The sequence below is a fragment of the Novosphingobium pokkalii genome, from assembly GCF_014652855.1.
GTDB classification, from domain to species: Bacteria; Pseudomonadota; Alphaproteobacteria; order Sphingomonadales; family Sphingomonadaceae; genus Novosphingobium; species Novosphingobium pokkalii.
In genome coordinates, this window is record NZ_BMZP01000003.1 from 178,781 (window position 1) to 190,209 (window position 11,429).

An 11,429-nucleotide genomic window follows, 5' to 3' on the forward strand; every position below is an offset into this window, starting at 1 on the left:
CGTAGTGCGCCTTGCCCGTGGCTTCTTGTCAGCCTGCGCACGACAGCTTGCATCATGGCATTTGTGCAGGCCGGTTCTGCACAAATCCATGCGCGCCCTGCCAAGACGGCACACCACCCTCCGCCTAGCCTTTGCGCAACACAGCGAAAGGAATGCGCATGGCAAACTGGTTCATCACCGGCGTCAGTTCGGGCCTCGGCCTGGCTCTGGCCAGGGCAGCCCTGGCGCGCGGCGATGCAGTGGTGGGCACGGTACGCGCGCAGGCCGATGCCGAGCGGTTCACAGCCCTTGCCCCGGGCCGCGCCCACGCGATGAAGCTGGACGTGACCGACGAAGCCGCCGTGCAGGTCGTGGTCCGCACGGCGGAAAGCCTGGTCGGCCCGCTGGACTATATCGTCAACAATGCCGGGCGCGGCTTTACCGGCGCGGTGGAGGAAACCAGCCTGGCCGACGCGCGCGCCCTGCTGGAGGTAAACCTGCTGGGGCCACTGGCCGTGATCAAGGCCGCCCTGCCGGCCATGCGCCGGCGCCGCGCCGGGCACATCGTCAACGTGACGTCGGTTTCCGGCCTGGCGGCGTGGCACGGCACCGCGATCTATGGCGCCACCAAGTTCGCCCTGGAGTGCCTGGGCCGCACCCTGGCGCAGGAAGTGGCGCCGCTGGGTATCAAGGTCACCAATGTCGCGCCCGGCGGGTTGCGCACCGCCTTTTCCGCCGATCGCCTGCCCGGCGCCGATCCGGTGATTGCCGACTATGCCGCCACGGCCCATCTCGCGCGGCGCGTGCTGCAGGACAAGCACGGCAGCGAACCGGGCTGCCCCGATCTGGCCGCCCAAGCGATTCTCGCTGCGCTCGATGAACCCGAACCGCCGCTCGTCCTGCTGCTGGGCGAAGACGCGCTGCATTATGCCGAGCGCGAACTGGGCGAACTGGCCGCGCAGTTCGATCGCTGGCAAGGCTATACCCTGGCGATCGCAGCCGAAGCAGCGCAGGCCGCGCAGTAGCAGCGGGCGCGGCTCAACTGGTGAACAGCGCCTTGCGGATCACCGCGTGCACGCCCCAGTTGCCATTGGCCACCTGGCTCACCCCGAAATCGACACCCACCGACAGCAGCGAGATGGCCTCGTCCTCGGTCAGGTCGCGAATGGTCATCAGGAAACGGCGCGCCTTGCGAAAGGCGTCGCGCATCGCCGCATCGATCGAGGATCGCTTGTAGACCTCGCTCTGTGCCTTGTTGCCCAGCTCGCGCAGGTAATCGGGATTGGAAAAGCCCAGGATGACATATTCGCTGGGCGTCTCGATCATCGGGTAATCCAGCTCGCGCACATGGGCCGGGGCGCCGTTGGCCTTGTGCAGGATCACCTGGATCACCGCGGTCATCGAACATTCGATCGCCGTGCCGCACAGCTCGCCATCGCCCTGGCTGGCATGGGGATCACCCAGCGAGAGCAGCCCGCCCGGCACCGCCACCGGCAGGAACACGCTCGCCCCCGGCCCCAGCCGCCAGTTGTCGATATTGCCGCCGAAATTGGCCGGCGGCACCGAATCGACCAGGTCGGAATGGGCCGGCGCCAGCGCCACCACCCCGAAATGGGGCCGCACCGGAATTTCGATATCGCGCAGGACGTTGAAATTCTTCTCGATCGTTTCCGGGTCCACCGGCACGCCGGGATAATCGTACATCGGGTGGATCACGCCCGAGGGGTCTTTCTGCGGGGTCCAGCGATAGTTGTAGACCGCATGCGCCACCGGCAGGCCCGCGCCCTTTTCGATCTCGTAGATCGTGATCACTTCGCGCGGTTTCGGCTCCGTGATCAATTCGGCATAGTGAAATCCCCAATAGGCCGCCACGTTGCTGCCAAAGGCGCGCCCGGAAAAGCGCGGGTTGCGGCTGGGGCGCGGATCGATATCGAGGATGCGCACCTGCACCACGTCGCCCGGCTCGGCCCCGGCAATGGCGATCGGGCCGGTGCAGATATGCACGCCAAAGCCCTCGCCCGGCCCGCGCCCGACGACCGAGGCATCGAGTGGCCCGGCCCCGCGCCGATCGACCACTTTGCCTTCCGCCGTCCAGCGATAGACCGCCTCGGCGGCCGGATCGCCATGGATCATGCGCTCTGCATCGTCGTTGGCATGATGGGTCAGCGTCTCGACCGTCACGTAATCGCCCGAGCAGACCTCCAGCGCGGGCTTCAGGTGCTTGCTGAAATAGCCCCAGTGGATCGTGTCGGGCCGCACCGGCAGCACATGGTGGCGCACGCCGGGGGCGGCATCGACCTGCACGTCCTCGACCAGGCCATCGGCCTCCACCGCCGGATCGAGCGCGTTGGCGGGCTGCGCCTCGTCCCGATCTTCGGGCCGCGCGTCCTTCAAGGCGCTGGGGCGGCCACGGCGGGGCACTTCCACCGTCTCTTCCGGCAAGGCGCCCAGTTTGCGATATTCGCGCGGGCTCATGCCATAGCGTTCGCGGAAGGCACGGCTGAAGCTGGCGCTGTCGTTGAATCCCCATTGATAGAGGATTTCGGAAATCGAGCGCTGGGCGTGCAACGGGCTGCCCAGGTCCAGCCGGCAGCGCTCCAGGCGGCGGAATTTCACGAACTGGCTGAAGCTTTCGCCCGCGCTTTCAAACAGCTTCTGAAGATAGCGGGGCGAGATGCGATGTTCCGCCGCGATCTGGTGGATCGACAGGTTGGGATCGGACAGCCGCATTTCGATCGACTGGAACACCCGCTCGAGGATCGCCGCGCGCGCACCGGCCGCGCCGCCCAGTTCCTTGACCGGGGCCTTGTCCAGCAACGTGGCCGCGATGAATTCGGGCAGCGCCAGTTCCACCGGGCGGATCTGGTCATCGGACACGTCGACGATGGTATCGGCCACCGAGCGTAGCAGGGCCGAGAGCATGCGCCCGATCGCCTCGTCGGCGATCAGGTTGCTGATCTGCGACGGCAAGGCCGAGCGGGAGCGCAGCGCGGGCAGCGCATGCGGCACCTTGACCAGCAGGAAGCGGTGCTCCCCGTTCAGATCGATCCGGGTGCGCGCCGATCCGCCGCCATAGAGAATGTCCCCTTCCGACAACTCGATGGTCTTGCTGTCCTGCACGGCGTTCAACCGGCCTTCGAGCAGCAGCACCAGCCAGAAGCTGGGCGCGTCCTGGCCCATGTCGATCACCAGGCGCTGCCCGTTGCCGGTCACGCGCACGAACTGGATGCCCTGACCGCTGGTGAAGCTGACCAGCTCGCCATAGAGCTCCTCGGCCGTGGCGACGACTTCGAGGCTGACACGCTGCAACGCAAAACGCCAGGCATCCTGGCGCTGCTCGCGCGGATAGGCATTGGTGGTAAAGCGCAACGGCTTGCCCCCTGGATTGAGCGACCCTGGTTTGCGGCGCGGCTTATGGTTGCCGGCCCGGCAACCACCTTACGTCATCTGTGATGACACGCAATGCTGCGCTGCAAACAAAAGGTGCCCCGGATCGGGTCAGGCCTCGGCCAGTTGGCGGCCGGTGAGCCGCTCATGCGCGGCGCGATAGCGGTGCACCAGCCACTTGTTGAACTGGCCCTGCGCGCCTTCCTGCCAGGAATAGCGGCCACGCGGGGCAAAGCGCGAGCGCAGGCCCTGCTGCACCAGTTCATCCACGTGCAGATCCTGCGCGATGATGTGGCCCGAGGCGCGAATGTTCATGTCCAGCTTGTGATCAAAGGCGGGATCGGCCATCGCGCCCGGCGCAAACAGGAAGCCGGTGTCCATTTCCAGCGATTCCGGGCCGTTGGGCCGCAGGATCAGGTAGATGACCATGTCGCTCATCATCACCAGGCTGAGCGTCGGCGGAATATTCGCAAAGGTCATGCGCATGCGCGCTTCGTCCGACAGGCCGGGGAACACCGGCAGCACGGCCTTTTGCGTGGCGTTGAAGCTGGCATCGGCGTGCAGCGTGCCGTTGAAGCGCAGGAAGCCGCCATCGGCCGGGTCGCTGTCAGGGAACACCGCCAGGCCCGATGGCACGAAATCGTGCAGTGGCCCGTGATGCAGGCGACTGGCGTGATAGCCGTCGTTGTTGTTCTCGAACATGACCTTCCAGTTCCACGGCAGCGTGGGCGCCGGATCGGGGCGCGGCCCTTCGGCATGGGCCAGGTCATAGCCGGCAATCGCCTCGGCCACGGCCGTGAGGCGCGGGGCCAGCGGGGCGGCATCGGCATCGAAATTGATGAAGACAAAGCCGTTCCACAGCTCCACCTTGAACGTGGGCAGGCTGTATTGCGCCTTGTCGAAATTGCAGGTTTTGCTCATCGCCGGGGCGGCCACCAGCCGGCCATCGAGATTGTAGCTCCAGTGGTGGTAGGGGCACAGGAAGCCGCGCGCATTGCCATGCCCTTCGGCCACCAGCATGGCGCGATGCTGGCATACGGCCGACATCGCGCGGATTTCCCCGTCCAGCGTGCGCGAAACCAGGATCGGCTCACCGATCACGCGGGTGGAGAAATAGTCGCCGGGATTGGCCACCCAGTCCGCCCGCCCCACGCAGAGCCATTCGTGGTTGTAGAGCGCTTCCTTCTCGAACTCGTAGAATTCCGCGCTGGTATAGCACTCGGGCGGCAGGGTCTCCGCCTCGGCAAGGTCGGTCGCCGAACTCGCGAGAGAGCGGATGAAGCTGTCGGTAACGAGGGTCACGGGCGCAAACTCCTGAAGGGACGGTCAGCGGTCAATCTAGCGGCGCGGCGTGGCACCGGTCTTGAGCAGGGCAGCACGAATTGTTGAGAGTTTGGGACAACCCGTGCTGCACCGCAATAGGGCCTATTCGCGGGTGAAGTCGGCGGGCACCTGCGGGTCTGCGCCTGCCTTGCCCCACAAGATGATCTCGTTGCCCCACGGGTCTTGAAAGGCGTGGTTATAACCGTTGAAGGTGGACCAGTAATGGTTGCGCCACAGGATCGTGGCGCCGCGTTCCTGCGCGGCAGCCAGGATGCGATCAGCGCTGTCGTCGTCGCTGATCAGGATCCAGATGCGCGGCTTGCGTCCGTCTTGCGCGAGGGCGCGGGGCGCGACGCCGGTCGATTCGGGATGGGGCCGCGCGTTGGCCGCATCGAAAATGCCCAGGTGCAGGTTGCCGATCTGGCTGTCGCTGCCATCGGGATTGGGAAACTGCCCACCCGGCACCATGCGGTGATAGACCCCGGCCGGCTTCTCGTCATTCTGCCAGCCGAACACTTCGGCATAGAACCGCCCTGCGGCGGCGGGGTCGTCGCTGGGCATGTCCACGAAGATCAGGGTATTGGGCATGTCTGCTGGGCCTTTCCGGGATATTGGCGGGAAAGCCCGCCTTGTGCCGCGCCCGCCCCACCCCGGCTTGGACCTGCGCGCACCGATTGTTGACACCGGTATGGATGGGCCAAGTCATAGGGCGCGCGCAAACAAGACCGCAGCGCAGCATTGGCCCGAAAACGGCGTGGTCCTGACTACCCATCGAAACGAGGCACACGCATGAGTTTGGTCTGCACCCACGGCGATCGGCACGGCCATCAGCGGGCGGATACGGCGCCGGGCGCCCTGCATTTTCTCAAGGCCACGCCCGAAACGGTGCACTGGGGCTATTTCTCGCCCGCGCTCAAGCCGGCGCTGCGGATCAAGAGCGGCGATCTGGTCCAGGCCGAGGCGATCACCCACCACGCCGGCGATGCGCCCGACCTGATGTTCGACGAAGGGGTGGAGCGCATCTTCACCGAGATCGACCCCACCACCCGCGCTCCGGGCGTGCATATCATGACCGGGCCGATCTATGTGGAGGATGCCCAGCCCGGCGACATGCTGGAAGTGCGCTATCTCCAGATGGTGCCGCGCAACAACTATGGCTCCAACCTGGCAGCCAACTGGGGGCACCTCTACCAGGAATTCGACGAGCAGGAGCGCGTGACGATCTACCAGCTCGACCCCACCACGCAGACCGCCAGCGCGCTCTATGCCTATGACTTTCCCGGCAAGTATCTGGTGCCCGGCACGATCACCAACTGTCCGGTATGCGACCGCCAGCCCGCCCTGCCCGGCGTGACCATCCCGGCCCGCCCGCATCTGGGCACGGCGGGCGTGGCCCCGGCGGTGAACGAGCCGGTCAGCACCATTCCCCCCGGCCTGCACGGCGGCAATATCGACAACTGGCGCATCGGCGCGGGCGCGACGATGTATTACAAGTGCCAGGTGGAAGGCGGGCTGTTCTCGATCGGCGATCCGCACGTCAGCCAGGGCGATGGCGAGATTTCCGGCACGGCGATCGAAAGCTCGCTCAATTGCCTGTTCCAGATCATCCTGCGCAAGGATTTCGAGTTCCCCTCCCCGCTGCTGGAAACGCCCAAGCACTGGATCGTCCATGGCTTTGGCGACGATCTCGACGCGGCGATGAAAAACGCCTCGCTCGACATGCTGCGCCTGCTGGGTGACCAGGTCGGCCTGTCGCGCAACGATGCCTATTCGCTGATGAGCGTGGCCGCCGATTTCGGCGTCACCCAGGTGGTAGACGGCACGCTGGGCGTCCACGCCCGCATCGACCGCAGCCTGTTCCCGGCCAAGGGCGTGGTCAAGGATCCCGAATAAGCCCTTCGCAAGGGTCGCAAGGAAACGCCGGGGAGCCTTTGGCTTTCCGGCGTTTTTTGTGCGCTTGTTTCCTTGGGCAAGCGCAGCGCTGGCGCCCTTCGACAAGCTCAGGGCGAACGGAGATGGGCAAATTTTCGTTGAATTCCGCTCGGGCTGAGCTTGTCGAAGCCCCCCCACCTTCAGGCCAGCGCGAGTTCCACCTCAGCCCGCGTGGGCATCGAGGCAGCCGCACCCAGGCGCTGCACGGAAAGGCCCGCAGCCAGCACCGCGACGGCCAGGGCGCGCGGCATCGTTTCGCCCTGTGCCAGCCGCGCGGCGAGCACGCCGCAGAACGTGTCGCCCGCGCCGGTCGTGTCCACCACCGGAACGCGGCGCGCCGGCAGACGCACCGTGCCATCCGGCCCTTCGGCCAACACGCCCGCACCGCCGAGCGTGACGATCACCCATTGCCCGGCGCGCGCCATCAGGCGGCGGGCGGCAGCCGCCAGGGCGGCGTCGCTTTCGGGCACGGTTTGTTCGCCAAGGAAGAACGCCAGTTCGGTTTCGTTGACCACCACGATATCGGCCAGCGGCAAGAGTCCGCGCCCTTCGGCCAGCGCTGGCGCGGCGTTGTAGAGCGTGCGGGCGCCGGCCTCGTGCGCCAGGGTGAAGAAGCGGGCCACGGCCTGCGCCGGCACTTCAGCCTGGGCCACCGCCAAAGCCGCGCCAGCAGGAAACACGGTCGGCGCGGCCAGCGCCGCGTTGGCCCCCGGCACGATCACGATCTGGTTTTCGCCAGCGTCGGACACAAAGACGTGGGCCAACCCGGTTGGCCCGGAAAGCCGCTGCACGCCCCCGGTGCCGACCCCGGCTTCGGCCAGGACGGCCAGCATGGCAGTGCCATGGGCATCCTCACCCACCGCGCCCAGCATCACCGTGGGCACACCCTGGCGCGCCGACGCCACCGCCTGGTTTGCGCCCTTGCCGCCGGGCAGCAGGTCATAGCTGGTGGCCGCCAGTGTTTCGCCGGGCTGCGGCAGGTGCGGCACGCGCATCACCAGATCTCGGTTGATCGATCCGAACACGACAACGGTCATCGCCCTGCCCCCATTCGCCTGTCCATCATGCCAGCGCCAGATCGCCGGGCGCCGCTTCCAACTCGCGCCGCGCGGCCAGCCCGCCGGCAAAGCGATCGGGGTGCGGCAGCAGTGCGAGCAGGACCATGCCCAGCGCCAGCGCCGCCACGATCGTCAGCGTGGCGCCGGCGTAGGAATGGCTGGCATCGAAGCTCATGTCCATCAGCATCGGCGCCACGCCCTGGATGAAGGCCACCACGGCATAGAACGCGCCGACGATCGTGCCGAAGTGGCGCAACCCGAAATAGCGCGAGACGAAATAAGACAGCGCCGCATATTCCGCGCCCATGCCGATTCCGAGCAGCACCCCGGCCAGCACGATAGCCACGCTGCCCGTGGCAAATTGCAGGATCAGCATGCCGGCCATGGCACTGGCATACATCGGCAGGATCAGGCGCGGCGTGCGAAAGCGATCGAGCAGCCCGCCGGTCACCACCTGCCAACCGGCGGTGACCAGGGCAAAGACCGCCACCACGCCGGTCGCCTCGGCAAGCCCCACACCATGCCCGGTCAGGATCGGCACGACATGGGTGAACATCGCGGTCATCCCGCCCGCCCCGGCGGCCACGGCCACCAGCATGAGCCAGAACGCCGCCGTGCGCGCCGCCTGCCCCAGGTTCATGCCATCGGCCAGCGGTGCGGCAGGTCCACTTGGCGCAGCATGCGGGGCATCGCGCAGCCACAGCGCAATGAACGGCGCGGCCAGCGCCACCAGCGCGGCAATCGTGGCATAGCCGGCGCGCCAGCCGTGGGCAGTGAGCACCAGGCCCGCGACAATCGGCATGACCGTGGCGCCCAGGCCATTGCCCACGCCCGCCGTGATCCCCAGCATCAGCCCGCGCCGCGCATCGAACCAGTTGGACACGACCTTGCTGACCATGCCGGTCGCCGCCATCGTGCCGAACAGCCCTACCACGGCAAAGCGCCAGTAGAAATCGAGCATCGTACCGCTGGCGCGCGAGACCAGCAGGATGCCAAAGGCGAGCCCGAGATTGCCCGCCAAGAGCAACCAGCGCGCGCCGAAGCGGTCCATCGCCCGGCCAATCAGCGGATAGCTGATCGCGCTGATCACCGAAATCAGCCCGAGCACGCCCGAAACCCCGGCGCGTGGCCAGCCGAAATCCTGCGCGATCGGCACCAGGAACACGCCGATCGTGGCGGAAATCGCCGCCGTCATGCACAGGGCATTGGCGATGGTGGCGGCCAGCGCAACCTGGACGGCCTGACGAGTGGGCGCGGAAGGCATAAGGCGCGGTGAGTCCCTGGGCAGTGGATGACCAGACCATCAAACCCCACCCCCGCGCCCTTGCCAAGCGCAGAGCCCCGCCGGCAAAAACCAGGGCGCCGCGCATCAACTTGCATGCCGGTTGCGGGCCTGTTTTCCAGAGACTTGGCCCCGACCCAAGCGCCCCTCGCAAAATTGCTTGCGCCCGGCGTCAAGACAAGGCCCCCTTGCGCCCTCTAGGCCCAGGCCTCGATCCAAGGAGCACGATCAGCGCGATGTCTGAAATCCCTGCCACCACCGCGATGCCCAGCCTGTTCATTCCCCACGGCGGCGGTCCGTGCTTCTTCATGGACTGGCGCGCGATGGGCGGCCCGGCCGATGCCTGGGACAAGACCGCGGCCTATCTCAAGGGGCTGATCGCCAGCCTGCCGCAGCGGCCCAAGGGCATCGTCGTCATTTCCGGGCATTGGGAGGAAGACGCCTTCACCGCCTCCACCGCCGCCACACCGGCGATGATCTATGACTATTACGGCTTCCCGCCGCACACTTATGAATTGCAATTCCCCGCCCCTGGCGCCCCCGAACTGGCGGAACGCATCGTGGACCTGATCAAGGCCGAAGGTCTGCCCGCCCGCACCGATGCGACGCGCGGGTTTGACCACGGGGTGTTCATTCCCTTCCTGCTGGTCACGCCAGAGGCCGACATTCCGGTGGTGCCGCTCTCGCTCAAGCGCGATCTCGATCCGCAGGAGCACTTGCGCTGCGGCCGCGCGCTGGCCGCCTTGCGCGAGGAAGGCGTGCTGATCGTGGGGTCGGGCATGAGCTTCCACAACATGCGCGCGTTCTTCTCGCCCGCTGCGCTGCAACCTTCGGCCACGTTCGATGCCTGGCTGACCCAGGCGATCGAAGGCGAACCGCAAGCGCGCTGGCAGGCGCTGGCGCAATGGGCCAGCGCCCCGGCCGCGCGCCAGAGCCACCCGCGCGAGGAACACCTCATCCCGCTGATGGTCGCCGCCGGCGCCGCCGCCGATGCGCCGGGCCAGCGCGATTTCACCGACAATGTGATGATGGCCGATATCTCGGCCTTCCGCTTTGGCTGAGATGATCCCGGCCGAAACCCTGGTCGTCGATACCATGGTCACTGGCGCCCTGCTGGTGACGATGGACCCGCAGCGCCGCGTGATCCGCGATGGCGCGGTGGCCATGGCCGGGGGGAAGATCGTCGCCGTCGGCCCCAGCGCCGAGCTTGCCGCCACGGTGACTGCGCGCGAAGTGGTGGACGCGCGCGGCTTTGTCGCCACGCCCGGCTTCGTCAACGCCCATGTCCACCTCACCGAAACCCTGCTGCGCAATTTTCTTCCCGAGGCGCTGCCATTCGACGAAGGGCTGAACCAGTGGGTGATCCCGCTCTATCAGGGCCATAGGCCGCAGGAGCAGGCGATTGCCGCGCGGCTGGCGGTGCTGGCCATGCTCAAGACCGGGACGACCACTTTCCTGGAAGCGGGCACGCTGATCGCGTTCGATGCCGTGGCCCACGCGCTGGAAGGCACCGGCATCCGTGGCCGCATCGGCCGCTGGTGCATGGACCGCGCCTTTGCGCCCGGAGAGGACCAGGCCGCCCTCACCCGCGCCGCGCTCGATGCCTTCGAGACAGACCTCGCCGCCTGGCCCGACGATGGGCGCAGAATCGCCGCCTGGCCCTTGCTGGTCGGGCACATGACCAACACCGCCGAGCTGTGGCAGGCCGCCACCGCGATCGCGCGCGAGCGAGGCTTGCGCATTTCCGCGCACATGGCGCCCGCCGTGGGCGATCCGGAGTGGTATCTGGCGCATACCGGCAAGCGCCCGGTGCAATGGCTGGCAGACCTCGGTGTGCTGGGCGATCACCTGTCGCTGGTGCACATGGTGCACGTGGACGAAAGCGAAGTGGCACTGCTGGCGCAGAGCGGCACGCACGTGGTGCATTGCCCCGAAGCATCGCTCAAGGGCGGCTATCAGGCGACCACGCGCGGGCTGTTTCCCGAAATGGGGGCAGCGGGCGTCAATATCGCGCTGGGCACCGATGGCGGGGATCGCCACGATCTGATGCCCTCCGCGCGGCTGATGGCCGGCCTGTGGAAGGATGCGCGCGGCGATACCGCGCTGTTCCCGGCCGAAAGCGCGCTGGAGATGCTTACCGTCAATGGCGCACGGGCGATGGGGCTGGAAGGCCAGGTCGGCATGCTGGCCGTGGGCGCGCGGGCCGATCTGGTGCTGCACGATGCGCGCCGCCCCGAATGGGTGCCGCTGCACAACCCGGTGCAGCAACTGGTGTGGTCGGCCGATGGGCGCGGCGTGGACAGCGTGTGGGTCGATGGCCACCGCGTGGTCGAGGCCGGACGCTGCACCACGATCGATGAACAATCCCTTTTGGCCGAGGCGCAGGATGCCGCGCAGGCCGTGATTTCCCGCTCGGGCCTGCCGCTGCGCATGGCCTGGCCGCTTCTTTGAAAAAGGCAACACGTTCC

The 11,429-nt window shown here is 67.1% G+C and carries 9 protein-coding genes; 4 read left to right on the forward strand and 5 right to left on the reverse strand.

The window, feature by feature from the left end; translation table 11 throughout:
* Positions 1–158 precede the first annotated feature (158 nt).
* Positions 159–1,004 (forward strand): oxidoreductase, encoded by an 846-nt coding sequence (locus tag IE191_RS04440; protein WP_191323158.1) that lies wholly within the window; start codon positions 159–161, stop codon positions 1,002–1,004.
* Between the two features lie 13 nt (positions 1,005–1,017).
* On the opposite strand, the gene IE191_RS04445 is transcribed toward IE191_RS04440, so the two are convergent.
* The 3 genes from IE191_RS04445 to IE191_RS04455 all read right to left on the reverse strand — a co-directional run bounded on the left by IE191_RS04445 (position 1,018) and on the right by IE191_RS04455 (position 5,277).
* Positions 1,018–3,348, reverse strand: a complete 2,331-nt coding sequence (locus tag IE191_RS04445; RefSeq protein WP_191323159.1) for an acetamidase/formamidase family protein — start codon at positions 3,346–3,348, stop codon at positions 1,018–1,020.
* A gap of 129 nt (positions 3,349–3,477) precedes the next feature.
* Positions 3,478–4,668, reverse strand: a complete 1,191-nt coding sequence (locus IE191_RS04450) for an aromatic ring-hydroxylating oxygenase subunit alpha (RefSeq protein ID WP_191323160.1) — start codon at positions 4,666–4,668, stop codon at positions 3,478–3,480.
* Between the two features lie 123 nt (positions 4,669–4,791).
* Positions 4,792–5,277: a VOC family protein gene (locus IE191_RS04455; RefSeq protein ID WP_191323161.1), complete on the reverse strand. Its 486-nt coding sequence runs from the start codon at positions 5,275–5,277 to the stop codon at positions 4,792–4,794.
* A gap of 201 nt (positions 5,278–5,478) precedes the next feature.
* Between IE191_RS04455 and IE191_RS04460 the strand changes: the two genes are divergently transcribed.
* Positions 5,479–6,582, forward strand: a complete 1,104-nt coding sequence (locus tag IE191_RS04460) for an acetamidase/formamidase family protein (RefSeq protein ID WP_191323162.1) — start codon at positions 5,479–5,481, stop codon at positions 6,580–6,582.
* Between the two features lie 179 nt (positions 6,583–6,761).
* On the opposite strand, the gene IE191_RS04465 is transcribed toward IE191_RS04460, so the two are convergent.
* Together IE191_RS04465 and IE191_RS04470 are read right to left on the reverse strand one after the other, a co-directional pair.
* Positions 6,762–7,658 (reverse strand): ribokinase, encoded by an 897-nt coding sequence (locus IE191_RS04465; RefSeq protein ID WP_191323163.1) that lies wholly within the window; start codon positions 7,656–7,658, stop codon positions 6,762–6,764.
* A gap of 25 nt (positions 7,659–7,683) precedes the next feature.
* A complete protein-coding gene (locus IE191_RS04470; protein ID WP_191323164.1) occupies positions 7,684–8,943 on the reverse strand; it encodes an MFS transporter in 1,260 nt (419 codons plus the stop codon).
* A gap of 254 nt (positions 8,944–9,197) precedes the next feature.
* Here IE191_RS04470 and IE191_RS04475 point away from each other — a divergent pair, with 254 nt between their 5' ends.
* On the forward strand, positions 9,198–10,022 hold the full coding sequence (locus tag IE191_RS04475; RefSeq protein ID WP_229815099.1) for a DODA-type extradiol aromatic ring-opening family dioxygenase: 825 nt from the start codon (positions 9,198–9,200) through the stop codon (positions 10,020–10,022).
* 1 nt (position 10,023) lies between these two features.
* On the forward strand, positions 10,024–11,412 hold the full coding sequence (locus tag IE191_RS04480) for an amidohydrolase family protein (RefSeq protein ID WP_191323165.1): 1,389 nt from the start codon (positions 10,024–10,026) through the stop codon (positions 11,410–11,412).
* The last annotated feature ends 17 nt before the right edge of the window (positions 11,413–11,429 follow it).

Excerpts from the sequence above, each read along its gene's own strand:
- IE191_RS04440 (WP_191323158.1), top strand. The coding sequence starts at position 159 with ATGGCAAACTGGTTCATCACCGGCGTCAGTTCGGGCCTCGGCCTGGCT.
- IE191_RS04455 (WP_191323161.1), bottom strand. The coding sequence starts at position 5,277 with ATGCCCAATACCCTGATCTTCGTGGACATGCCCAGCGACGACCCCGCC.
- IE191_RS04460 (WP_191323162.1), top strand. The coding sequence starts at position 5,479 with ATGAGTTTGGTCTGCACCCACGGCGATCGGCACGGCCATCAGCGGGCG.
- IE191_RS04465 (WP_191323163.1), bottom strand. The coding sequence starts at position 7,658 with ATGACCGTTGTCGTGTTCGGATCGATCAACCGAGATCTGGTGATGCGC.
- IE191_RS04470 (WP_191323164.1), bottom strand. The coding sequence starts at position 8,943 with ATGCCTTCCGCGCCCACTCGTCAGGCCGTCCAGGTTGCGCTGGCCGCC.
- IE191_RS04475 (WP_229815099.1), top strand. The coding sequence starts at position 9,198 with ATGTCTGAAATCCCTGCCACCACCGCGATGCCCAGCCTGTTCATTCCC.
- IE191_RS04480 (WP_191323165.1), top strand. The coding sequence starts at position 10,024 with ATGATCCCGGCCGAAACCCTGGTCGTCGATACCATGGTCACTGGCGCC.